At 59.2% G+C, this 22,899-nt stretch carries 17 protein-coding genes; 3 read left to right on the top strand and 14 right to left on the bottom strand.

Translation table 11 applies throughout. The features are described from left to right. Positions 1–3 precede the first annotated feature (3 nt). The 6 genes from ACUTSC_RS14075 to ACUTSC_RS14050 all read right to left on the bottom strand — a co-directional run bounded on the left by ACUTSC_RS14075 (position 4) and on the right by ACUTSC_RS14050 (position 8,823). Positions 4–2,184, bottom strand: a complete 2,181-nt coding sequence (locus ACUTSC_RS14075; protein ID WP_197767903.1) for a polysaccharide biosynthesis tyrosine autokinase — start codon at positions 2,182–2,184, stop codon at positions 4–6. A 27-nt stretch (positions 2,185–2,211) separates the two neighbouring features. Further along, entirely contained in the window at positions 2,212–3,345 is a 1,134-nt protein-coding gene (locus ACUTSC_RS14070; protein ID WP_025303211.1) for a polysaccharide export protein, read from the bottom strand. A gap of 45 nt (positions 3,346–3,390) precedes the next feature. Then, positions 3,391–4,440 (bottom strand): UDP-N-acetylglucosamine--undecaprenyl-phosphate N-acetylglucosaminephosphotransferase, encoded by a 1,050-nt coding sequence (gene wecA / locus ACUTSC_RS14065; protein WP_197767905.1) that lies wholly within the window; start codon positions 4,438–4,440, stop codon positions 3,391–3,393. Positions 4,441–4,614: 174 nt separating this feature from the next. Beyond that, complete coding sequence (locus ACUTSC_RS14060) at positions 4,615–5,577, bottom strand: NAD-dependent epimerase/dehydratase family protein (RefSeq protein WP_063990224.1); 963 nt, start codon at positions 5,575–5,577, stop codon at positions 4,615–4,617. A gap of 180 nt (positions 5,578–5,757) precedes the next feature. Then, positions 5,758–6,657 (bottom strand): winged helix-turn-helix domain-containing protein, encoded by a 900-nt coding sequence (locus ACUTSC_RS14055; protein ID WP_197767906.1) that lies wholly within the window; start codon positions 6,655–6,657, stop codon positions 5,758–5,760. Between the two features lie 771 nt (positions 6,658–7,428). Continuing rightward, the gene (locus tag ACUTSC_RS14050; protein ID WP_197767907.1) at positions 7,429–8,823 is read right to left on the bottom strand and encodes a NarK family nitrate/nitrite MFS transporter; all 1,395 of its coding nucleotides are present in this window, start codon (positions 8,821–8,823) and stop codon (positions 7,429–7,431) included. Between the two features lie 350 nt (positions 8,824–9,173). Between ACUTSC_RS14050 and narX the strand changes: the two genes are divergently transcribed. After that, positions 9,174–10,958 carry a nitrate/nitrite two-component system sensor histidine kinase NarX gene (gene narX / locus ACUTSC_RS14045; RefSeq protein WP_197767908.1) on the top strand — a complete coding sequence of 595 codons (1,785 nt, stop codon included), beginning with the start codon at positions 9,174–9,176 and terminating at the stop codon, positions 10,956–10,958. Between the two features lie 10 nt (positions 10,959–10,968). After that, the gene (gene narL / locus ACUTSC_RS14040) at positions 10,969–11,619 is read left to right on the top strand and encodes a two-component system response regulator NarL (protein WP_016927346.1); all 651 of its coding nucleotides are present in this window, start codon (positions 10,969–10,971) and stop codon (positions 11,617–11,619) included. Here narL and ACUTSC_RS14035 read toward each other — a convergent pair. Next, positions 11,616–13,127, bottom strand: coding sequence for a YchO/YchP family invasin (locus tag ACUTSC_RS14035; RefSeq protein ID WP_197767909.1), 1,512 nt, complete (start codon positions 13,125–13,127; stop codon positions 11,616–11,618). The genes narL and ACUTSC_RS14035 overlap by 4 nt on opposite strands. A 429-nt stretch (positions 13,128–13,556) precedes the next feature. On the opposite strand from ACUTSC_RS14035, the gene ACUTSC_RS14030 reads away from it, so the two are divergent. Continuing rightward, on the top strand, positions 13,557–14,225 hold the full coding sequence (locus tag ACUTSC_RS14030) for a prepilin peptidase (protein WP_445653401.1): 669 nt from the start codon (positions 13,557–13,559) through the stop codon (positions 14,223–14,225). Here the strand turns inward: ACUTSC_RS14030 and ACUTSC_RS14025 are convergent. The 7 genes from ACUTSC_RS14025 to ACUTSC_RS13995 form a co-directional block, all read right to left on the bottom strand. Then, complete coding sequence (locus tag ACUTSC_RS14025) at positions 14,222–15,832, bottom strand: hypothetical protein (RefSeq protein ID WP_197767911.1); 1,611 nt, start codon at positions 15,830–15,832, stop codon at positions 14,222–14,224. The genes ACUTSC_RS14030 and ACUTSC_RS14025 overlap by 4 nt on opposite strands. Positions 15,833–16,063: 231 nt before the next feature. Then, positions 16,064–17,638 (bottom strand): ABC transporter substrate-binding protein, encoded by a 1,575-nt coding sequence (locus ACUTSC_RS14020; RefSeq protein ID WP_197772866.1) that lies wholly within the window; start codon positions 17,636–17,638, stop codon positions 16,064–16,066. 132 nt (positions 17,639–17,770) lie between these two features. Then, the gene (locus tag ACUTSC_RS14015) at positions 17,771–18,442 is read right to left on the bottom strand and encodes an ABC transporter ATP-binding protein (RefSeq protein WP_060424081.1); all 672 of its coding nucleotides are present in this window, start codon (positions 18,440–18,442) and stop codon (positions 17,771–17,773) included. Beyond that, entirely contained in the window at positions 18,439–19,281 is an 843-nt protein-coding gene (locus ACUTSC_RS14010) for an ATP-binding cassette domain-containing protein (protein ID WP_197767913.1), read from the bottom strand. Before ACUTSC_RS14010 ends, ACUTSC_RS14015 begins: the two co-directional genes overlap by 4 nt. Next, positions 19,271–20,140, bottom strand: a complete 870-nt coding sequence (locus ACUTSC_RS14005) for an ABC transporter permease (protein ID WP_445653400.1) — start codon at positions 20,138–20,140, stop codon at positions 19,271–19,273. Before ACUTSC_RS14005 ends, ACUTSC_RS14010 begins: the two co-directional genes overlap by 11 nt. Next, complete coding sequence (locus tag ACUTSC_RS14000) at positions 20,137–21,192, bottom strand: ABC transporter permease subunit (RefSeq protein ID WP_197767915.1); 1,056 nt, start codon at positions 21,190–21,192, stop codon at positions 20,137–20,139. Before ACUTSC_RS14000 ends, ACUTSC_RS14005 begins: the two co-directional genes overlap by 4 nt. Beyond that, on the bottom strand, positions 21,192–22,760 hold the full coding sequence (locus tag ACUTSC_RS13995; RefSeq protein ID WP_445653399.1) for an ABC transporter substrate-binding protein: 1,569 nt from the start codon (positions 22,758–22,760) through the stop codon (positions 21,192–21,194). The genes ACUTSC_RS14000 and ACUTSC_RS13995 overlap by 1 nt, the downstream gene beginning before the upstream one ends. Between the last annotated feature and the right edge of the window lie 139 nt (positions 22,761–22,899).

Raw genomic sequence — 22,899 nt, 5'->3', positions numbered from 1 at the left:
CGCTTATTCCCCCGCCTGCGGGCGATCTTCCCGATGGCTTGGATAGGCGAAGTTGTAGTAGCTCATGTCGGTTGCCGCCTTCTTCACCATGCCGTTGAGGATCACGCCCTTTATCGTCACCCCATTCTGTTCGAAACGGCGCATGCTGGTTTCGATCTGCTTGACGGTATTGACCTCAAAACGCACCACCAGCAGCGAGGTGCCCGCATGATTGCCGACGATCGCCGCGTCCGTCACCGCCAGAATCGGCGGCGTATCGATCAGCACCAGATCGTAGTTTTGCCCGGCCCAGCGCAGGAAATCGGCGAAACGGCGGTGCATCAGCAGTTCGGACGGGTTCGGCGGCACCTGGCCGCGCGGCACGAAGTCCAGATTGGCGATGGCGGTTTTCCGCACCGCCTGTTCCGTCATCACGTTGCCCACCAGCAGATCGGACAGGCCCTGATGCCCATCATTCGCGAACCAGCGGTGCAGGAAGCCTTTGCGCATATCGGCGTCGATCAACAGCACCCGCTGCCCGGCCTGTGCCACCACCACCGCCAGGTTGGTGCTGGTAAAGCTCTTGCCGCTTTCCGGGCTGGCACCGGAGACCATCAGAATGTTGTTTTTGGCCTCCATCATGGCGAAATGCAGGCTGGTGCGCAGGCTGCGGATCGCTTCCACCGACAGATCCGTCGGTTCGGCCACCGCCAGGATCGGCAAACGCCGGCCGCCGGATTTGGGCAGCAAGTGACGCTGCTCGCGGTTGCGCTTCACCTGCCACGGCGACAGCGGCACGGTGGCGTAGACGTTGATGCCCCGCTTCTCCAGAGTATCGATATCATTGATGCCGCGATGGAAAGCCGCGCGCAACAGCACCACCGAGGCGGCGCCCGCCGCGCCCAGCAGCAGCGCCAACAGCACGATCAACCCCTTTTGCGGCTTAATCGGCCGGATAGCGGTTTCCGCTTCGTCGATGATGCGCACATTGCCCACCGTGCCGGCCTTGCTGATGCTCAGCTCCTGCTGCTTATTCATCAGCTGCATGTAAACCTGCTGATCCACCTGCACGTCGCGGGTCAGGCGCAGGATCTCCTGCTGCATTTTCGGCAGCGTCTGCACCTGTTTACCCAGCCGCGCCTTTTCCACCTCCAGCGTGGCGCGCTTTTCCAGCAGCGCCCGGTAAGCCGGGTGCGCGCGGGTGTAGAGTTTGGAGATTTCCGCTTCCTTGAAGGTCAGCTCGTTGAGCTGGGCTTCGAGCTGCACTTGGGTATCCAGCACCGATTTGGCTTCAAGCGACAGATCCACCGAGTCGTTTTGCTGGCGGAACTGATTGAGTTGGGTTTCGGCGTTATTCAACGAGGTTTGCGTTTGCGGCAACTGCTCTTGCAGAAACGCCAGCATGCGCTGCGCCTCTTCTGTTTTGCGATCCACGTTCTGTTGCAGGTAGTTGTCGGTGATGCTCTTCAGCACCGCCTCGGCGCGCTGCGGATCTTCGCTCGGCAGCGTAAAGGTTATGATGCCACTGTCCTTGCCACCCGGTGTCACATCCAGGTATTTACGCAGATCGTCCACCGCTTCCTGACGCGCGACTTTGACCACGGTAAAGCTGGCGCCCGGCGCCGCGTCCAGTGCCGAGACGGCCATGTTCCATCCGCCCTGTGCTACCGGCTGACCGACCACGCCGCTGAACAGTTTGTCGCCGTCATGGCTCAATTCGTAATGCTGCCCCTCGCGCACCGTCAGCGTCAGCGCTTCGCCTTCCATTTCCGGCGGCGTCGTCAGCGTGGTGATGTCCAGCACCGGCGGCTTTTCGGCGCTCAGCCGGGCAAAGCCTTTGCCGAAGACAGGAAAATAGTCCGGGCTGACGCGCACCGTCAAGCCGAGGGCGTCCACCGTTTTGCCGAGCACGTAGCGTGACTTGGCCAGCGTCACCTCATCCTGCGTCGCCGAATTTTGCCCCATCGAGCTGTCCAGCGTTTCACGCAGCAGCGACTCGCCAGACAGCTGCTTCTCCACCTGCACCACCGCCGTGGCTTGATACACCGGGGTAGCCAACAGGGCGTAGGCGACGCCCAGCACGCCGGCCAAACCGGTCACGACGGCGATCCGCCAACGGTTATCCCACAGCGGCCCGATCAGCCGCTCCCACTCCAGCTTTTCATCTTGTTCGGCCACCATCACGGACAGCGCATTGTTTTTCATCTTCTGTTCCTTATTCACCCTGCGGAGTTACCAATTGCGCACGCGCAAGGTCGCCTCGCTGAGATCGTTAAAACTGCTGATGGTCGGCACCAGCTGGCTGATCAAACGGTTCCAGCGCGCGACCGGCGCCGCAGTGACGTACACGACGTCGTACGGCTGCAGTTGAAATTCAGCGCCCATCGCCAGCGCGCTGGCGTCGGAGAGATCGAACTGATACAGCGTCGCCAGCCGCTGCGGCGTTTTACCGCCGCTCGGCCGGATCACGAACACCCCGGTCGCATCCGCCACCGTCTGGCTGATCCCTTCGGAAGATCCGAGGGCTTCGGTCAGGGTCATGCCGCTGCGATCCATCTTCAACGTCGCTTGCTTGCCCACCTCGCCCATCACGAACACTTTCAATTCGTCATTGCGTGGGATGTAGAGGATGTCGCCCGGCTGCAGCAGCGCGTTCTGGCTGATGTCGCCGCGCTGCATCAGCGCCTGCAGCGAGATAGCCCGCTCTTTGCCCTGATGGGTCAGCACCACGTTGCGCCAGTCGGCATTGTCCGTCAGGCCGCCGGCGGCGTTGATCGCGTCCAGAATGGTCAACGGCACGTTGGTGATCGCCTGCTGGCCGGAGGTTTTCACTTCGCCGGTCACGTAAGCCTTCTGCGAACGGAAAGCGGCGATGCTGACGTCCACCTGCGGGCTTTCCACGTACTGCGCCAGACGGCCGGCGATCAGGCTGCGCACTTCGGTGACGGTCTTGCCCACCACCGCCACTCGCCCGATATAGGGATAGAAGATCGTGCCATCCGCATGCACCCAGTTACCGGTGTCGCTGGCGCTGCGGTACTGGCCGGCCGGCGTGGTCAACTCGGGGTGATCCCAGACGGTGACGTTCAACACGTCGCCGACACCGATGCGGTATTGATAGCTCTGCAGCCGCTGATCCAGCGCCGGATTCGGTCGGGCGACCGGTTCTACGCGCCGCATTTTCTGCAGCAGCATCGGCGACATACGGTAGACCTGTACCTGGTCATTCAAATCGAAGTCGTCGTCCTGCTGCACGACGATGGCTTTTCCGCTGGTCGGTAAATGTGAGCCGGGGACCACCGTACACCCGCTCAACAGCGCGGAGGTGAAGGCCAACGGCATCAAAAGAGGCAAATGAAAATTCATGGAAGTACCGTGATAGACGGGCTGCCGCCGCAGCCCGTGAGGGGATTAACGGCCGACGGTCGGATTATCGCTGAACACCGTCGCCTGACGCGGTTCGCGCAACATGACGAAATAACCGCAAAAACAGAACAGAAAGGCCACCAGCATCTGGCTTTCCCGCAGCTGCAACACTTCACTGCAAATGCCGATGCAGGCCAGCGTTACCGCCAGCATGGTGCTCATCGCCAGTGCCTGACGCGCATTGAGCCCGCGACGCATCAGAATATGGTGCAAATGATCGCGGCCCGCTTTGAAGGGGCTTTGGCGGCGCAACAGGCGGCGCACCATCACGGTCACCATGTCCATCAGCGGAATGGCGATCAGCCACAGCGCGGTGACCGGGCGCATTACCGCCTGCTGCCCCTGCGTCGCCAGCAACACCAGCCACAGCACGCTGAAGCCGATCACCATGCTGCCGGCATCCCCCATAAAGATCTTGTTACGCGCACCGAACAGGCTCAGGTTGAACAGCAGATAAGCCGCCAGCGCGACGATCATGCCCAGACACCACAGCGCCAGGTCTTCCCGGCCGCCCAATCCGAACACGATGGCCAACGCGACGAAGGTAACGCAGGACAAGGCGCCCAGTTGCCCGTCGATGCCATCCACCATGTTGTAGGCGTTGATCGCTCCCCATACTGCCAGCGGCGTGAGTAGCAACGCGCCATAACCGAGCATCACTTCCTGATGCCCCCAAACATAGCCCAATGAGGAAAGCTGCATCCCTGCCGCCAGCATCATCGCCAGCGCGATCCCTCCCTGCACCATGACGCGCGGCGCCACGGGCAGATCAAAGCGGTCATCCAGCACGCCCAACACCACCAGCGCCGTGATGCACAGCAGATACACGGTGCTGTCGGGCAGCCAGGCGGGTTGCCACAGCGTCATCAGCATCAGCGTCAGGTACACGGCAATGCCGCCGACCAGCGGAATATGTCCCAGATGTTGCTTGCGCGCATTGGGCTTATCCACTAATCCCACCGTCAAGGCGGCCCGGCGGGCAATAAGGACCCACGCGACCGCCAGCAAAAATATCACGCTCAGTTGATATAACATCGTTCCTCCAGCGAATAAGCACGCTACCGCCCTTGAGTTACAGCTCCCAATGCGCTATTAACAAAAACAAAATTGATCCTGCCAGGATATAAGTCAGCATGAATTAATCCTGAAAAATACAGACTTATCCGCTTGTCGGCGGAAATAATTAAATAACGTCAGCGTGCGGTTAAGTTATCTATCAGAAAACTCATGTTTAATGGTTCTTTCGATTGCCGAATCAAGGTCAACCGGCGCTACGAAATTATTTTGCACATTACTTTTAAATTGCGTTCTGGCGCAGAATTTCTGCACCCTGACGCGACTGATTGGGAATTTCTTGCGACTTATTTTACTCACGACATCCAATGCGGTTGCACCGCATATGCCTACGGCATAAGGAATGCGAATCGTCTTATTTTCTCTCCCCAATGAAGAGGAAATAACGTCGACCAGTTGATTCATCGTAAAGTCCGGTTTATCAACGTAGTTGCTGACCTGATAACTTGACTGTTGATCCAACGCATGTTCCAGCCGCGCGGCAATATTTTCAACGTAAGCCATCGACTTCATATTATTTCCGCTGCCAATCATCACGAAACGTCCGCTGGCGATCTGGCGGAACAGGTTATACACGTTGCCACGGTTGCCTTCGCCGAACACCACCGTCGGGCGGATGATGGTCAATTTATTTTCAGCGTCGGCCTTGCGCCAGGCTTCATAGACGTATTCCGCCTCAAGCTTGGACTTGCCGTAATGGTTGAAAGGCTCGAAACGTCCTTCTTCACCGGTTTCCTGCTTGACGAATCCATAAACGGCAACCGAGGAAGTGAAAATGACTTGGTGGATATTCAACGCGGAGGCGGTCATGCAGACATGGCGTGCGCCTTCGACATTGACCTGATAATAGAGCGAAATGGGATCGACGTTGTCCTGATGCTCCGCCGCCAGATTAATGATGGCGTCGCAGCCCGCCAGCGGTTCTTGCAAGGTCTGGGGTTGCGTCACGTCGCCATACTGATACAGCGCCGGAAAATGTGCGCTGGGTTGCTTATCCACGATGACCAACGTCAGATCATCGCGCGCACTGAGACGTTTCGCCAGGCGTGTTCCGATAAAACCGGAACCCCCGATAATAGCTACTTTACGCTTATCCATAATTTGTCACTCAGCAGGTTCTCATTATTCCTGTCACCGCGATGGAAACAGGACGCTAATATGCGTTAGGTAATGAGTTCCAGACTGGACAAATCGAACCTGGCTTTCAAATAACAAATAATGAAATAAAAGATTTCATCAAATGTAAAATTATCGCTAAAGATAAAACCTCATTCAGCACTAATTTTTAACATCGTAAGCAACTTGATATTGCAAGGTTTTATTCGGCAATATGAGATTAATCCGACCTTTGCCCGGCGTCGAAGAGGTCTCATATTTTACCGGCAATTTAAGCTGCCCTTGCTTAGGGTCGACACATTCGATGGTAGCCTGCTCCATGCTCTCGCCCTGGTACAGGCAGAACAGGGTTTGCGGGCTGTTGGTATGCGGATTATTCAGCGTCAGCGTCAACACCACGCGCGTGTTGTTCTGAATGTCATTGATCACTGGCGGACGAGTTTGGTTGCCGAGCACATATGAAAAATGTGAAATAACCAGCAATGAAGCGAATACCGTCAGGTATTTCACTACGCGACTGGCGGGCATGCTGAAAAAGCGACGCACCGTCGTCGGTTTTTTTTCACGAGTGGGTTCATGGGATGACGCTACCGTAGCAACAGGCGCAGCAACCAGCGTCGATTTACGCGGCTTATCTATTTTTTCATCGTTTGTTTCAGACGACTCATTTTCACTTTCAGAAAGTTCCGCTTGAATATCAACGCTAATATCTTCACCGCCATTTAATATATCATCATCAGCGTAGTCTTCATCCTCGGATATAAAGTGAAAAGCCGCTTGATTTTCCACCTTGTAACCCAAGCGAGGAATGGTTCTGATAAGCGTATGTTCCGTGTCGCTAATTTTTTGGCGAATAGATTTAATTGTTTGATTTATCGTTGAATCTGAGCAGTAAGTTCCTTTCCAGATATTTTCTATAATTTCCGTTCGGGTAACCAGTTCTGGTGATCTGGCGACAAGCAGCGAAAGAATTTGATACTCCTTCCAACGCAGACGAAATTTCTCCCCGGCAGGAGTCAGAACATCGAGATTCCTAATCTTTATTCTTTTATCAAGATTCACTTTTAATTTCCTTAGCGTGCCTGTCCTGCACACTTTGTATAGAAATATCAAAAAATGTTCAAGAAATTAAATGTAAACTCAACAGGTTGCATTCATCGGATATTGGCCTTTATAAAAATTTTCTGATTTCATTTTTTACATTAGGCCTTATTAAGGATGTTCCGTTTATCCAAATGACTCTTTTTCCCTGTTGGCAACATGGATTTCTTTCATGGCTACCGTAAAGCTCAAATGACCACCTCATTGATTTAAAAAGAAAAAATTAGCGGCATCGTTCGATTGTTAATCGAATGAAATTGTGAAATTTCATTCTTATCCGTGAATTCATTGTGTTTTTCCACCTAATCTGATTGTCAGATAGACTACAAAAAGCCGGAAAAAACAGAATGAGAGTTATCTGATTTAATCCCGTGACACATTCCACTCGGTGTGTGCAGCATCTAAGACAAAAGCCTATTACTGATTTTATAACAATCGCACTAATTATGCCTTCCCCTTCCGAAAATTTCATTTAATCTTCGGAAAGACATTAGCGCCTTAATGTAAGAATACTCTCAATAAAACGGAAAAAGCGTGCAAATAATATAATCCGTTTTGGCGAAAATATTCCCACATTGAGAGATAGTGCTATAAAAAAAGAAAAAAACGGCAAGCGGAGATAAGAATTTTACCTAAAGACAGAAAATTTCACTGAGGAAGCAAGGAGAGATGACTCGGAATGAGCGAAATATCCCTCCCCTGTCGGGAGGGATTGAGAAAGCAGTGTGATACTCAGGCCCTTTTCTTGCGGCCATACACCGCCCAGGTGATGACCACACACAGGATATAAAACACCAGGAATACTTTCATTGCCCCCGCCGGCGAACCGGTCAGCGCCAGAGAGGTACCGAATGCCTGGGGAATAAAGAAGCCGCCGGCGGCGCCGATCGCAGAGATAAAGCCCAATGCGGCGGCGGAGTCCGTCACCGCTTCACGCTGCGCGCTCTCATCACTGCCGCCGGCCGCTTTCACGCGATCGACCGTGATTTTACGGAAAATGACGGCGATCATTTGGAAAGTCGACCCGCTGCCCAGCCCCGCCGTGAGGAACAGCACCATAAAGATGCCGTAGAAGGCGATGAAAGAACCGCCCTCACCCGCCGTCGGTAAGGTCAGGAACAACAACGCGGCGAACACGGCCATCACCACAAAGTTGATCAACGTCACCCGCACGCCGCCGAAACGGTCAGACAGCGCGCCGCCGACCGGCCGTGCCAGCGCACCGAGGAATGGCCCGAAGAATGCGTAATGCAGGATCACGATGTCCGGGAATTGCGTCTTCGACAGCATGGCGAAACCGGCGGAGAAACCGATGAAAGAACCGAAGGTCGCGAGATACAGCAAACTCAGCATCCACAAATGCCCACGCTTGAGCACCGGCAGCTGCTGGCGCAGCGATGCCTTGGCCGCCGCAAGATCGTTCATGCCGAACCAGGCCGCAAGGGTGGCAACCAGCAGGAACGGCACCCAGATCCAGGCGGCGTTTTCCAGCCACAGCTGCCCCCCCTCTGCCTGATTTTGCGCCGTGCCGCCAAACAGGCCGAACAGGCTGAAAGAAATCGCCAGCGGCGCGACCAGCTGCATAACGCTGACGCCCAGATTTCCCAACCCGCCGTTGAGCCCCAACGCACCGCCCTGCCGCGCTTTCGGGAAGAAGAAGCTGATGTTGGCCATGCTGGAGGCAAAGTTGGCGCCGGCGAAACCGCACAGCAGGGAAATGATGACGAACACGCTGTACGGCGTGCTGCTGTCCTGCACCGCGAACCCCAGCCACAGGCACGGCACCAGCAGGAAACAGGTGCTGATGGCGGTCCAGCGGCGGCCGCCAAACAGCGGGATCACGAATGAATACGGCACGCGCAAAATAGCGCCCGACACCGACGGCAGCGCCGTCAGGAGGAACAGCTGGTCGGTGGTGAAGTTGAAGCCCACCTTGTTCAGGTTGACCGCGACGGCGCTGAACAGCATCCAGACGCAGAAGGCCAGCAGCAGGCAGGGAATGGAAATCCACAGGTTGCGGGTGGCGATGCGATGGCCACGCTGCTGCCAAAAGGCGCTGTCTTCAGGACGCCAGTCCTGAATCAGCGCACCGGTTTTCTTTGATGAAGGCGTTGCAAGTTGCGACATAAAAACCTCAGACACGGGGGATCATTCCGCACACCCTAGGGGGCGGCCCCGGCGGCAAAGTTGATGTATATCAACCCGAATGCAAGTAGTTGGCGGCGCAAATAGCGTCCTCATCCCCTTAGGGGTACGTCACAATTAAAAATTAAAACAATTAAAATCAACGCATTAAAAATAAAATCCGCATCGCTTTTATCGTCCTGCCCCCCCACCGGAAACTAATGGGTACTTCATTCGAGGTATGGGGTTATGCTCAGGGATAATCAAAAATACGGCTGAATCGTGATTTGTTTATCCCGTCGCCGCCTTCGCCCCTGAGCTTCAGCGGCACCAAACGCCAGGAATCCGCGCTTATGAAACGCCTGTTGGCCCCGCTTTCGATCGTGAATCAGGTCGCCCTGTTGATGTTGCTGTCGGGCATTCTGGGCGTGGCCGGCATGGGGATTTCCGCCTGGATGTCGCAAAGCATTCAGGGCAACGCGCACGCCATCAACAAGGCCGGCTCGCTGCGTATGCAAAGCTACCGTTTGCTGGCACAGGTGCCGCTGGATGAACGGCATGAAGCGTTGGTCCGCGAACTGGAGCGCGACGAAAACAGCCCCGATCTGCAGCGTTCGGTGGAACAGGAAGGGTTGACGCAACCTTTCGACGCCCTGCGCGACTATTGGCAACAGACTCTGCAACCGCGCCTGCGCAGCGCGCAACGCCCGGCCGACGCCGCGCCACAGGTGGCGCACTTCGTGCAGCTGCTGGATAAGCTGGTCTCGGATATCGACAGGCAAACCGAGCGCCGCCTGCTGATGGTGACGCTGGTGCAGGCCGGCTTCATCGCGCTGACTCTGCTGCTGCTGATCGGCACCACCTGCTACCTGCGCCGCCGGTTGCTGCATCCGTGGCGACAGCTGGTGGAGATGGCGTTGGCGGTGGGCCGCGGCGACTTTAGCCGGCGCTTCGCGCAGCGCGGCCACCAGGATGAAATGGCGTCGCTCGGCGGCGCGTTGAACACCATGTCCGACGAACTGTCGGCCACCTACAGCGGGCTGGAGCAGCGCGTGGCCGAGAAAACCGCCGACCTGCAGCAGAAAAATCAGGTGCTGAGCTTCCTCTATCGCGCCAGCCGCCTGCTGCACGCCAGCGAGCCGCTGTGCAGCCGCCTGACGCCGCTGCTCAACCAACTGCAAACCCTGACGCCGCTGCGCGCCATTCAGGTGCGGTTGTATGAAAACGACAGCCGGGAACCGCTGCTGCAGCTGAGCGGCAACCAGCCGTTGCGGCCGGAGCATTGCCATAATCCGGTGTGCAGCGCCTGTCTGAACGACAGCGACCGCCAGCATCCCGACAATCCGTCGCTGAGCTGGAGCCTGAGCGACAAGCTTGGCGACTACGGCGTGATCGTGGCGCAGCATGCGCCGCAACAGCCGCTGAACGATGAGCACCGCCAGCTGATCAACACCCTGGTGGAGCAGCTAACCAGCGTGCTGGCCATCGAACGTCAGGTCGACCATCAGCAGCAGCTGATGCTGATGGAAGAACGGGCGGCGATCGCCCGCGAGCTGCACGACTCCATCGCCCAATCGCTTTCCTGCCTGAAAATGCAAATCGCCTGCTTGCAGATGCAGGGCGAAACGCTCTCCTCCGCCAGCCAGGCGCTGGTCCAGCAGATGCGCGAAGAGCTGAACGGCGCTTATCGCCAACTGCGCGAGCTGCTGACCACCTTCCGCCTGCAGCTGACCGAACCGGGCCTGCTGGCGGCACTGCAATCGACGGTAGCGGAGTTCAATCCCAAACTGGGCCTGAACATCAGCCTCGATTACCAGTTGGGGCCGCGCACGGTGCCCGCCTACCAGGCCATTCACCTGCTGCAGATCGCCCGCGAGGCGCTCAGCAATATCCTTAAGCACGCCGCCGCCAGCGAGGTGAGCATTCAGGTCATCAATAAACGGGGCGAAGTGACCCTGAGCGTATGCGACAACGGACGCGGCCTGCCGGCCGAGACGTCTCGCCCCGATCATTACGGCTTGATCATCATGCGCGATCGCGCCAAGAGCCTGCACGGCCGCTGCGACATTTTACCGCGCAGCGGCGGCGGCACCGAGGTGCGGGTCAGCTTCACGCCGGATAACCACGCCATCGACTAACGGAGACACCATGACGACAGAAACCGCCGCCACAATCTTACTGATCGACGACCACCCGATGCTGCGCAACGGCGTAAAACAGCTGATTGGCATGGACGCTCGCCTGCAGGTCATCGCCGAAGCCAGCAACGGTGAACAAGGGGTCACGCTCGCGGAGCAGCACGATCCGGATCTGATCCTGCTCGACCTGAACATGCCCGGCATCAACGGGCTGGAAACGCTGGATCGCCTGCGCCAAACCGACCTGTCGGGGCGCGTCGTGGTATTCAGCGTGTCCAACCATGAAGACGACGTCGTCAGCGCGCTCAAACGCGGCGCCGACGGCTATCTGTTGAAAGACATGGAACCGGAGGATCTGCTGAAGGCGCTGCATCAGGCGGCGGCCGGGCAGATGGTGCTCAGCGAGACGCTGACGCCGATCCTCGCCGCCAGCCTGCGGGAAAACCGCCCCAGCGCCGATCGCGATATTCAGCAATTGACGCCGCGCGAACGGGACATCCTGAAGCTGATCGCCCAAGGGCTGCCGAACAAGCTGATCGCCCGCCGCCTGACCATCACCGAAAGCACCGTCAAGGTACACGTCAAACACCTGCTGAAAAAGATGAAGCTAAAATCCCGCGTCGAGGCGGCCGTGTGGGTGCTGCAGGGTAAAAACGGTTAATCGCCGCCGTACAGCGGCCCGGTTTGCGCCGGAATGGGCGGCGGCGTCAGGGTTTTGATCGGCGGCAGGCCCGCGTCTTCCCCAGAGGTCGCCGTCAGCGGCGGCGCTACTTTCAGCTCTATCCAGTTGGAGGTCACGCGCTGCTGCTTATCGTCCTCCAGCGTGACCGATAGCCGGTAGCTGTTGGCGGCGCCCGGCGCGTCGTCCCACGGCGGCACGATCGCCGTCCAGCCCTGCGGATCGTTGGCGTTATGCGGCGGCGTCAGGCTCAGCGCCTGCGTATCTCCCTGCCAACTGACGTGAGCGATGCCGTTCAACGCCTTGATTTCCAGCACCAGCGGCACGGTTTCCCCCGCCTGCAGGCTCCACGGCGGCGTGGCCAGGAACACCTGCAGCGTCTTGCGCTGACGGAACTCCAGCACCGGCACGTTCTTGCGCTCGATAGGATCGTAGCGGCTGCCGCGCAGCGACTTGGCTTGCGCCACATACTCCGGCGAAATCTGCTTCACCAGCGGCACCCCGAGCCGATAGCTCAGCGCCAGTTCGACCTGATCCTGGCTTTGCCCGCCCGCGCCAATCTTATGCAGCGCCTTCATCGTCACCAGCGGCACCGGCGTGTAATTGAGCCCCAGCTGCATCGCGCGCGGATCGTTTTGTTTTTTGCCGCTGCCGAACAGATCGACATTATCGCCCAGATACTGCTCATAGCTGAGCGAACCGCCAATCTGGCGATAAAACGGCAGGTAGCCTTGCGTCGTGATGTCGTAACCGCGCGCCGGACGGCTGAAAAATACCCCATCGCCGGGCTGTTGCGACAGCGCCGACAACGGGTAGTAATAGTTGGTGGAGAAACGCAGGTAATCACCCCAGGCTTCCGCACCGACGCTGCCTCGATTGCGCTGCCGAGCGAAATCGCTGTCGAGCGCCGTGTTGTACCCCAGCAGCCAGTCACCGGCGATCCAGCGTTGCCCCAGCGCAAAATTGCCGAGCGCCCCGGCGCTTTGCTGCAGCCAGCCGATCTGGCTATAGGTCAGCAATCCGTCGACGTCGTACAACGGACTGAATAACTGCCCGTTACTGCCGGTAAAGTCACCCTCCCCGGTCATTTTCAGCGATAGCCGCGCGGTGCCCAGCGGCGACAACAGTTCCTGCGCCTGCTGCTGCAGCGTGTCGGTCGCCTGGCCCAACAAATAATCCTCGGCGCGGCTGCGCATCTGCTGACGTGAAACGTTGTTCAACTCTTTTTCGCCGAGCTGTTTGGCCATCTCGGCCCACTGCTTCTCACGCGCGGCATCATCGGGCGCACCGCCCAGCTCCGGCAAGTTCTCGGCCGGATCTGCGGCTTGCTGCTGAGAAACGATAACGGCGTCCGGCGCCGGCGGGGATTCGGCGCGCACGGGCGCTGCACCGGCCAGCCACACCAGCGGCCCGGCCAGCCACACCGTCTGACGATGGCGCCAAAATCGTTTTTGGGTCTTGATAAATTCTGCCTGAATCACGTCTTTCATGACACCGTTGGCTTTTCTCCCTCCTGGATCTCGCCAACCCACTGCTTTGCTATCGCCTTCCCGCGACAGTTCTGAAAAAACCTTACGTCCCGCACTGGCGGGGACGCCTCTTTCTTAAAGCCTAACGGCTTGACGAGCAGAAACAATAGGATAAACCCCAATCAGCCTGAGTGACGCCGTCACTTACGTCATTTACCGATCCCATCCAGCCGCCGGGTGAATTCACATCTTTTTAGCGCCGATTTTGCCGATAAAAAGCACAGCAACCTGCTGCTGCGCGCCACCGCGCATGGCAGTGTATCACTCTGCAACACGTAAAGTGGCGATGCGTACGACTGCGCATTCCTCACAACCCACCGCATTTCACCCCGATGAAATACGCATTTTGCCGTTATTTTAAACATCTGTTTCACAACTGACGGAGCCTTGATGTTTCTTTCCTCACTCTGGCACGCGCTGTTTTTCATCGCGCTGCTGTCGGCAGGAATGGTCGCCTTCTCACTCATCATCCGGTTGGAGCGAACGGTGGCCGTGCGCGCCAACCTACCGAAATTGCACCGCCACAGCCTGCTGCTGACGGCCCTGGGTTTGGCGTTGGCGGCGCTACCCTTTGACCTGCCGACAGCACATCGGCTGTGGTTACCGCCGGCCGCGGCGCTGCTGATCGCCCTGGCCTGGCTAGACTGGCGCCACCGGTGGCTGCCGGACCGGCTAACCCAGCCGCTGCTGTGGGGCGGGCTGCTGTGCAATCTTGACGCTCGCTGGGTACCGCTGGATGACGCGGTTATCGGCGCCGCGGCCGGTTACGGGGCGCTGTGGCTGCTCAACGCGCTTTATCGTCAGGTGCGGCGGCGTGACGGCATCGGCCAGGGCGATTTCAAACTGCTGGCGGCGCTGGGTGCCTGGCTCGGTTGGACGCTGTTGCCGCTGTTGGTCTGTCTGGCGGCTGCGTTCGGGTTAGGCATGGCATTGGCGCGCGGCCTGCGCCAGCGCCGCGGCTGGCGAACGCCGCAACCTTTCGGCATCGCCTTGGCGGCGGCCGGCTGGCTGCTGCTGTTGATAGACGCCGACCAAAGCGCGCTGACGTTGTTCGGTTAGTTCTTCAGCGTCTCGATCAGCCGATTGAGCAACCCGGCCACTTCTGCCGTGCTGGCCGTTGCCGGATTAGCCAGTGGCTGGATCACCGCGAGTCTGGTCGTGGATAACACCTCGTCGCTGCGAATTTCCAACGCATCGGAGGGGGGCGCGCTCAACGAAGCGCCGTCTGGCCGCCAGTAGCTGCCGCGCGTAGTCTGCACCTGATAACTGCCAAAACCGAAATCTTTCTCGACGCGGTAATATATTTCGCAGCTCAACGGCCCGGTGCGCCGCAACATAAAGGCGCTTTTCGCGCTATAGCTGCCTTTATTGACGACAAAGGCGGTCGCCTGCGAAGACAGATCGAACGTGATATATAAATCGCACGCCAGCACCTTGGTGCTTACGCCCTGTTGAAGCGTAATGCGCGTTGTGGGTTGCCGATCCGGCGCGGTCAGGGTGCCTAAAAAAGTCCACGATGGCTGCTTCGAGATGTTGCGCGGCAAATGATTGCTGGTGGAAGAAGGGGCAATTCCTCGCTCACCCAGGCTGTACATCGCTTCGACACCGCTTAAAAACGACGTAACGTCGACGGTGCTTTTGCCGGCCACCGGGACGCCGCCGTTGTAGACGTTACTGAAGGTTACCTCGGTATTGTTGTTACAGGTGGCGATCGCCACCGGGAAAGGCGTCTTAGAACCGCTGTAAAGATTCAACTGACCGATATCCCAACGAGATTCGTTGATAAATCGGCACAGCGCACCTCCGCTCTCCACGTTCTGCGCGTCCTGGATATTGATATTGCCTATCGTGCCCTGGGCAAAGTTGGTGGACAACACGCTGACATTGGCGGCGCGCTGCGTGTTGCGGTTCTCGCAGCCCAACGAATTGATCGTGCCGTTAAAATCTTTGAAATAGTAGATATCGCCGATGCAGTCATCCGCGGCCAACGAGCCGACTGTAGAGTAGAACCCTGAAATTCTGAACGCAGTGCCTTTGGCGCGAGCGGCGTAGAGCCCGTCGATAAAATTGGTGGTGCCGGACTTGTTCATCCACAGCACCCCATCGCCCGGGCGATTGGCGTTAGCTTCCATCTGCACGTTCACCAGCCAGTTAATGAACATGTCGCCCGAGACAAACAGCGAATAACCACCGACCTTGGTGTAGATGTCACGGATATCAAACTTCGTCATATTGAGGTCGCTGAACCACACGCCGTGGGTATCGTCTGCGCCGGTATCATCCCGCAACGTCAAGCCGTGCAGCGTCAGATTGGCGAAGCCTTTCACCACGATCACCGCTTTCTTGGTTTCGCCTTGTTCATTGGTATAGCTGCTGTCCGCGGTCTTGACGATTTTGGTCGCCCGCCCCAATCCGACCACCCGCAAACCGATGCCGCCGTAGATGTCCGTTGTCGTCTGAATCAGTACGTGCCCGGCGACCGTATACACCCGTTTGCCCAGGGACAACGTACCGCCGGCTTGCAGCGCCGCCGCCGCCGCTTTGTTGATCGCCGGCCCCCAGTTGCTTCCGTCGCTGTCCTGATAAAACTGTTCCGGCGTAACAACCTCACCGGTGGCGAGCAAGGTTGCGGTGCGCTCTCCTGAAGCGTTTCCGTTATTGTCCATAATATCTCCTGACGTGATGTGTCCGCATCATTGCGGACGACCGCGCTGAAAGGCACAAACAACGCCGCCTTTCAGCGCCAATCTATCACCGTCACATGAGCACGTTATGAAATTTCATTTTATTTCACCTTGATACAACATCTCGCGACTCGTGGTTGCAACAGCAAGCGATTTCACACGCTGTCGGCCTTTGGCGCAACAGAACGCTCGGCCAGGCGCGGGGCGCTGCCGCTACTTACTCACCCGGTCCAGATACAGCATGCTGTTAGCGATATCCAGCCGGGCGCCTTCGACGTTGTCTCGCAATGCCACCAGCGTTTGACCCTGCAGCGCCACCACATAGGGCGAGCTGGCCTGTACTTCCCGTTGCAAGGTGATGTAACGTGCGCTGCGCGCGGCGCTATTGCCCTCTGCGGCCGCGGCACGCGTTTCCGCGCTGATGGCGGGAATCCCCCACTGGGTGCGCCAGGCCAGGGTTTTCGGCCCACCGGGCACGTTGTAGGCAAAGGCGCTGGCGTTGGTGTTCGGATCCAGGTAGTCGGCGCCCCAGTAGGTGAAGATCGCCTGAAAATCGCGGCCGCGCATCTTGCCCCACAGATCGCTTTCCACCACCGGATGGATATCCAACCGCAGCCCGGCCTGCGCAAAGCTGGCCTGCAACGCCTGCGCGATATCGGTGTACGGCGGCTGGTTGATGACGATAAGATCGATGCGCGTACCTTCAGCGATGCCAGCCTCGCGCAGGATCTGTTTGGCTTTGTCCACGTCGAACTTAAACGGCCGATCGTCGAGCGCACCGTCCAATCCCTCCGGCAAGAAGGCCTGATGCACGCGATATTGCCCTTTCAGCAGTTGCTCGGCGATGCTCTGATAATCCACCAGCCAGCGCGCCGCCTGCCACAGCGCCGGATTGCCCAGCGCCGGGTTGTCTTTGCTGCCGGTGTTGAAACCGAGGTAATAGATCCGGGGCGCATCGGCCTGCTCGATGCGCACGCCCGGCGCATTGCGCAGCGAGTCGAACTGATCGGCGCCTAGATCGTAGGCCACGTCGGCATCCCCTTTCAGCAGCAATAAACGGCGGGTGCCGGCGTCGCTGACGTTCTTGAACAATACCGTTTTCAGCCGGGCCGGCGATGGCGCATAGTCGTTGCGGCCAAGCAGCAGCGCCTCGTGCGGCACATAGTTGTTTACCCGATACGGACCGCCGCCGGCGGAATGGCTGCGCAGCCAGGCATTGCCGTAATCCCCCTGCTGCGCGCGCTCGTTCAGCAGCTTCTCATCCACGATAGAGGCCACGTTCGCCGTCAGCAGCCGCAGCGCCAGCTCGCTGCCGATGTTGGCGGGCCAACGGAGTTGCACCTGGTTATCCCCCACCTTCTTCAGCTGCTGCTCAACGTTATCCGGCGTCCAGCCAAACTCACCGAGAATAAACGACGGCGCCTTGTTCAGCTTCACCGCGCGAACCAGCGAGAAAATGACGTCTTCGGGCCGCAGCGGATTACCGGAAGCGAAGCGTTGCTGCGGTTTCAGGGTAAAGGTCAGGCTGCGGCCATCGGCGCCCGCTTGCCAACTGCCTGCGGCGTCCGGCGCCAGCTTTTGCGGCGCGGCGCGATCCGGCGCCACCAGGCGCTGATAGAGGTTGACCAGGTTGGCCGAGCTGACGGTTTCAAAGCTCTCCGCCGGATCGAGGCTGATAATGCCCTCCAGCGAACTGACCACCACCAAGGTATCCTGCGGGGTGGCGGCCTGCGCACCGAAAGCGGCCGCCAGCGCGCCATACAATAAAGTTGGGATTAACCGTTTCATCGATACACTCTCCACAATCACGCGGTTGCGCTGTTTGTCGAGTGTAGGGGGTAAGAATTAACGGAAGAACGACGATAAATTGCTTTATTTATTACCAAGATGGATATGCCCGCCGCGTTGGCGGGCATAGGTTCAAACGATGATGCGGCCGTGCGCCATCGCCACCGAACGATCGCACATGTGGTCAATCACGTCCGCATCGTGGCTGACCAGCACCATAGTCAGATCGCCCGCCTGTTTCAGCTCGTTGAGCAGGTTGAGGATCTCCGCCTGCACCGACATGTCCAACGCCGAAGTCGGTTCATCCAGCAACAGCAGCTTCGGCCGCAGCAACAATACGCGCACAATCGCCACGCGCTGCCGCTGGCCGCCCGACAGCTGATGCGGGTAGCGATCCAACAGGCGCGGATCCAACCCCACCTGGCGAAAACCTGCGCTGATTTTACGTTCGATGTCGCTTTCCTTCAGCAGTTTGAGCGGCTCCGACAGCGTACGCAACAGCCGGTGTTTCGGGTGTAGCGAAGCATAGGGATCTTGAAACACCATCTGCACCTCGCGCCGTAGTTCGCCGGTAAACGCCTGCCCAGGCTGCAGCCGCCGCCCCAACAATTCAAAACCGCCCTGCCAGCTGCCATTCAGCCCGGCCAGCACCCACAGCAACGAGGACTTGCCGCAGCCGGAAGGCCCCACCAGCCCGAAACACTCGCCCGGTTCGATGCGCAGGTTAACCTCATGCACCACGGTGCGCAGTTCGTAACCCTGGCGGTGACTGACGCTCAGGTTTTCCAGTGCAATCACGCTCATTTCAACGTCTCCAGCAGTGCGCGATCCAGCACCGGCAGCGGTTTGCCGCGCGTCTCGCGGCTCGGCCGACACGCCCACAGCGTGCGGGTATAAGGATGCGTGGCCTGCGCCAGCTCTGCCGCCGGCAGCTGATCCAACAGCTCGCCTTTGTACATCACCAGTACCCGCTCGCAGTGGTGCGCCACCTGCTGCAAATCGTGGCTGATCAGGATCAGGCCCATATTGCGTTGCGCCACCAGATTGTCTATCAGCTGCAGCACCTGATCGCGCATCTGGTGATCCAGCGCCGAAGTCGGTTCGTCGGCAATCAGCAGCTGCGGATCGTTGATCAATGCAATGGCCAGCATCACCCGTTGCCCCATGCCGCCGGAGAGCTGATGCGGATAGCGGCGGCACAGCGCCGCCGGATCGGGCAAGCCCACCGCCGCCAGCATCTCCAGCACTTTTTCACGCCGCTCGGCGCGACTCAGCTTCGCATGCAGCACCAGCGGTTCCTCCACCTGACGACCGATTGGCTGATTGGGATTCAGCGCATGCTTGGGATCTTGCATCACCATCGCCACCCGGTCGCCGCGCAGCCGGCTCCACTGGCGCTCGCTCAGGTGCATTAAGTCTTCATCGCCCAGCGTCAGGCGCTGCGCCTGCAGCTGCAACGACGGCGGCAATAGCCCCATCAGCGCACGCGCGGTCAACGATTTGCCGGAACCGGACTCACCGACCAGCGCCAGCCGCTCCCGCCCCATGCTGAACGAAATATGCTTCACCAGCGCCACCGGCTGTGGCCCCGGCACGCCGATCGCCAGCCGTTCGACGGTCAATAAGGTGTTATCAGTGCCCATGACGAGGATCCATTTTGTCGCGCAGGCCATCGCCCAGCAGGTTAAACGCCAGGCTGGCGAACAGGATCGCCCCGCCCGGCGCGGCGGCGACCCACCATTGGTCGAAAATCACTTTACTGCCTTCGGCCACCATCGAGCCCCATTCGGCGGTCGGCGGCGCGACGCCCATGCCGAGGAACCCCAGACCGGCGGCGGACAGGATGATGCCGCCCAGACTCAGCGCCGCGCGCACCACCGCGCTCGGCAGGCATAAAGGCAAAATGTGGCCGACCATCAGCCGCAGCCCGTTGATGCCCTGCATGCGTGCCGCCGCCAGGTAGTCGCTGCGGCGCAGCGCCAGGGTTTCGGCCCGCGCCTGGCGGGCAAAGGCCGGCCAGCTGGTCAATGCCAGCGCCAGCGCGCCGTTCATCAGCCCTGGCCCCATGACCGCCACGAACGCCAGCGCGATCACCAGGCTCGGCAGCGACAGGAAAATGTCGGTCAGCCGCATCAAAATGCGCTCTACCCAGCCGCCGAGGTAACCGGCGCCAATGCCGACCAGCAGACCGATGGGAATGGTCAACACCAAAATCAGCGACACCAGAATCAGCGTCGGCCGCGCGCCGTAAATCACCCGGGAGAGCAAATCGCGGCCAAAGCCGTCGGTGCCCAGCCAATGTGCGGCGGAGGGCGGCAATAACCGCAGCTCGATATGCTGCAGATTGGGATCGAAAGGCGTCAGCCACGGGGCCAGCAGCGCAGTGACGATCAGAATCGCCACCAGCGCCGCGCCCAGCGTCAGCGTGGTCAGGCGCCGACAGCGGCGGTAACCGACGGCCGGCTCGCTTTGCGGTTCGTGTTCAGAGAGATATTGGCTCATCGGGTTCGCGGATCCACTAAATAGGTCAAGGCGTCGGCCAGCGCATTCAACAGCACGAAACAGGTGCCGATCAGCAACGTGGCGCCGAGGATCGCCGGCGTGTCGGCGGCAAACAGCGCCGAGGTCAGGTAACGCCCGACGCCGGGCCAGGCGAACACCGTTTCGGTCAATACCGCCCCCTCCAGCAGGCTGGCGTAGGAGAGAGACAGCACGGTGATCAGCGTGCCCAGCACGTTGGGAAACACATGGCGCAGCAGAATGCGCAGGCGGCCGGCGCCCTTGGAACGCGCCAGCGTCACGTATTCCTTGTTGCACTCTTCCAGCATCGCCGCCCGCAGCAGCCGGGTGATGCCCGCCATCGACAGCAACGCCAACGCCACCACCGGCAGCCACAGGTGGCTGATGGCGTTGTAGAACATCTCGCGATCGCCGGACAGCCAGCTGTCGATCAACACGAAGCCGCTGCGCGGCTCCATGCTGTACAAGTAGATGTCGTCAAGCCGCCCCGGCCCCGCCGACCAGTGCAGCGTGGCATAGAACAGCAGCAGCCCGAGCAGGCTCAGCCAGAAAATCGGCACCGAATAACCGATCAGCGACAGCAGACGCGCCGCGTTATCCAGCCAGCTGCCCGGTTTGAGCACCGCCAGAAACGCCAGCGTAATGCCGCCGAGGGCGCCGAGGATAATGGCGCAGGTGGCCAGCTCCACCGTCGCCGGGAAGGTACGCAGCAGGTCGCTCAACACCGGCTGGGCGGTGATGCGCGAAATGCCCAAATCGCCGTGCGCCAGGTGCACCAGGTAACGCCAAAACTGCACCGGCAACGGTTGATCCAACCCCAACTCGTGCCGCACCTGCGCATAGGTGGCTTCACTGGCGTGATCGCCCGCCACCTGCAGCGCCGGATCGATCGGCGCCAGGTGCGACAGCATGAAGGTGAACAGCAGCAGGCCAAGCAACGTCAACGCCAGCGACAGCGCGCCGCCGAGCAGCCGCCCGCCCCAGCGCCAATACCGCCGGGCCGTCCCGGCGCTGGCGGACAGTTCAGCGGCCATTACTTGCTGACCTTGCTGTAGAACACCATGTCAGGGTTGATACCCTGCACATAGCCCTTGAGGTTGTCACGCACCGCAATCAGGCTGCGCGCCTGCAGGCCGATGACGAACGGCGAGCTTTGCTGCACCTGTTTTTGCAGTTGCTGGTAATCGGCCACCCGTTTGGCGGTGTCGTTTTCCGCGGTGGCGGTCAGCGTCAGCTTGCTCAGCGCCGGGATCTGCCAGTTGGCGCGCCAGGCCAGCGTCTTGCTGCCGTCTTCCGGGTTGTAGGCGAAGGCTGCGGCATTAGTGTTAGGGTCGAAATAATCCGGCCCCCAGGAAGTCAGCGTTGCATCGTAGTTAAGCGTTTTCACCTTGGTAGAGACCTGCGAGCTGATGCCCGGCACCAGTTCCACCTTCACGCCGCCCTGAGCAAAACTGGCCTGCAGCGCCTGGGCGATATCCAGGTACGGCGGCTGGTTGTTGACGTCCAGACGGAAACTGACGTTGCTGAGCCCCGCTTTGGCCAGTATTTCTTTGGCTTTCTGTGGATTGAAGCTGTACGGCTGATCCTTGAGCGCGCCCAGATAACCGTCCGGCAGGAATGCCTGATGGCTCTGGAACTGCCCTTTCAGCAGATCGTCGGCGATGCCTTTGTAATCGAACAGCCAGCGCGCCGCCTCCCAGAACGCCGGATTGCCGAGCGCCGGCGACGCCTTGGCGTTGAACTGCAGGAAATAAAGTGAGGCGTAAGGAATGGCCAGGGGTTTGACGCCCGGCTTGCCCTTCAGGGCCGCCATCTGGTCTGCACCCAGGTTGCGCGCGATATCGGCATCGCCCTGCTCGATCAGCAAGCGGCGCGCGGCCGGATCGGGCACGTTTTTGATCAGGATGGTTTTCAGCGTCGGCGCCCCTTCCGGCGAGCCGGGGTTGGCGTCCAGCACCACCACTTCGTGCGGCACATAGGTGCGGATTTTATAAGGGCCGCTGCCGGCGGAGTGGCTGTTCAACCATTGGTGCCCCAGATCGTCGCCCTGCTGGTGCGCCAGCGCCTCTTTGGCGTCGACGATCGACGATACCGGCGCCGACAGCAGGCTGAGCACGAAGGCCGGGCTGACGTTTTCACTCCAGCTGATTTTCACCTGGTGGTCATCCACCTTGCTCAGGTGTTGCTCCACATTCTTCGCGTTCCAGCCCAGCTGCGTCAGGATAAACGACGGTTCCAGATTGAGTTTTACCACCCGTGAAAGCGAGAAGATCACGTCTTCCGGCCGCAGTGGATTGCCACTGGCGAATTTGGCATCCGGGCGCAGGCTGAAAGTCAGGCTGCGATTGTCAGCGCCGGCCTGCCAGCTGCTGGCCAGGGTCGGCTTGAGATCGATAGGGTTGTGCGGATCGGACTGGATCAGACGTTGATACAGGCTGTTGAACGACTGCACCGTGGTTAACTCAAATCCCTGGGCCGGATCAAAGCTGACCACGTCATCGATAGACTGCGCGATCACCAGCGTGTTGGCCGGCGTCGCCGCCTGCGCGTTAACGCCGGCCGCCACGGCCAAAAACAGTAAAGAAGGAACGAGCGTTTTCATCTGAAACTCTCCAAGCGGATGGAATTTATAATAATTTCGCGAGTGTATGCGAGCACGATCGGCAGCTGAAGGTACTTAAATCACTATAGATATTCTTTTTATGTATATAGATGGGATTTTGATTATTAGGGGGGACGAT

The sequence above is a fragment of the Serratia sp. TSA_105.2 genome (assembly GCF_052692115.1).
The sequence above is the reverse complement of the archived record's forward strand: the minus strand, read 5'-3'. Positions and strand labels throughout refer to the sequence as shown.

What these genes read in the sequence shown, in the direction of transcription:
- ACUTSC_RS14075 (WP_197767903.1), bottom strand. Translation starts at nt 2,184, where the DNA reads ATGAAAAACAATGCGCTGTCCGTGATGGTGGCCGAACAAGATGAAAAG.
- ACUTSC_RS14070 (WP_025303211.1), bottom strand. Translation starts at nt 3,345, where the DNA reads ATGAATTTTCATTTGCCTCTTTTGATGCCGTTGGCCTTCACCTCCGCG.
- wecA (WP_197767905.1), bottom strand. Translation starts at nt 4,440, where the DNA reads ATGTTATATCAACTGAGCGTGATATTTTTGCTGGCGGTCGCGTGGGTC.
- ACUTSC_RS14060 (WP_063990224.1), bottom strand. Translation starts at nt 5,577, where the DNA reads ATGGATAAGCGTAAAGTAGCTATTATCGGGGGTTCCGGTTTTATCGGA.
- ACUTSC_RS14050 (WP_197767907.1), bottom strand. Translation starts at nt 8,823, where the DNA reads ATGTCGCAACTTGCAACGCCTTCATCAAAGAAAACCGGTGCGCTGATT.
- narX (WP_197767908.1), top strand. Translation starts at nt 9,174, where the DNA reads ATGAAACGCCTGTTGGCCCCGCTTTCGATCGTGAATCAGGTCGCCCTG.
- narL (WP_016927346.1), top strand. Translation starts at nt 10,969, where the DNA reads ATGACGACAGAAACCGCCGCCACAATCTTACTGATCGACGACCACCCG.
- ACUTSC_RS14035 (WP_197767909.1), bottom strand. Translation starts at nt 13,127, where the DNA reads ATGAAAGACGTGATTCAGGCAGAATTTATCAAGACCCAAAAACGATTT.
- ACUTSC_RS14030 (WP_445653401.1), top strand. Translation starts at nt 13,557, where the DNA reads ATGTTTCTTTCCTCACTCTGGCACGCGCTGTTTTTCATCGCGCTGCTG.
- ACUTSC_RS14025 (WP_197767911.1), bottom strand. Translation starts at nt 15,832, where the DNA reads ATGGACAATAACGGAAACGCTTCAGGAGAGCGCACCGCAACCTTGCTC.
- ACUTSC_RS14020 (WP_197772866.1), bottom strand. Translation starts at nt 17,638, where the DNA reads ATGAAACGGTTAATCCCAACTTTATTGTATGGCGCGCTGGCGGCCGCT.
- ACUTSC_RS14015 (WP_060424081.1), bottom strand. Translation starts at nt 18,442, where the DNA reads ATGAGCGTGATTGCACTGGAAAACCTGAGCGTCAGTCACCGCCAGGGT.
- ACUTSC_RS14010 (WP_197767913.1), bottom strand. Translation starts at nt 19,281, where the DNA reads ATGGGCACTGATAACACCTTATTGACCGTCGAACGGCTGGCGATCGGC.
- ACUTSC_RS14005 (WP_445653400.1), bottom strand. Translation starts at nt 20,140, where the DNA reads ATGAGCCAATATCTCTCTGAACACGAACCGCAAAGCGAGCCGGCCGTC.
- ACUTSC_RS14000 (WP_197767915.1), bottom strand. Translation starts at nt 21,192, where the DNA reads ATGGCCGCTGAACTGTCCGCCAGCGCCGGGACGGCCCGGCGGTATTGG.
- ACUTSC_RS13995 (WP_445653399.1), bottom strand. Translation starts at nt 22,760, where the DNA reads ATGAAAACGCTCGTTCCTTCTTTACTGTTTTTGGCCGTGGCGGCCGGC.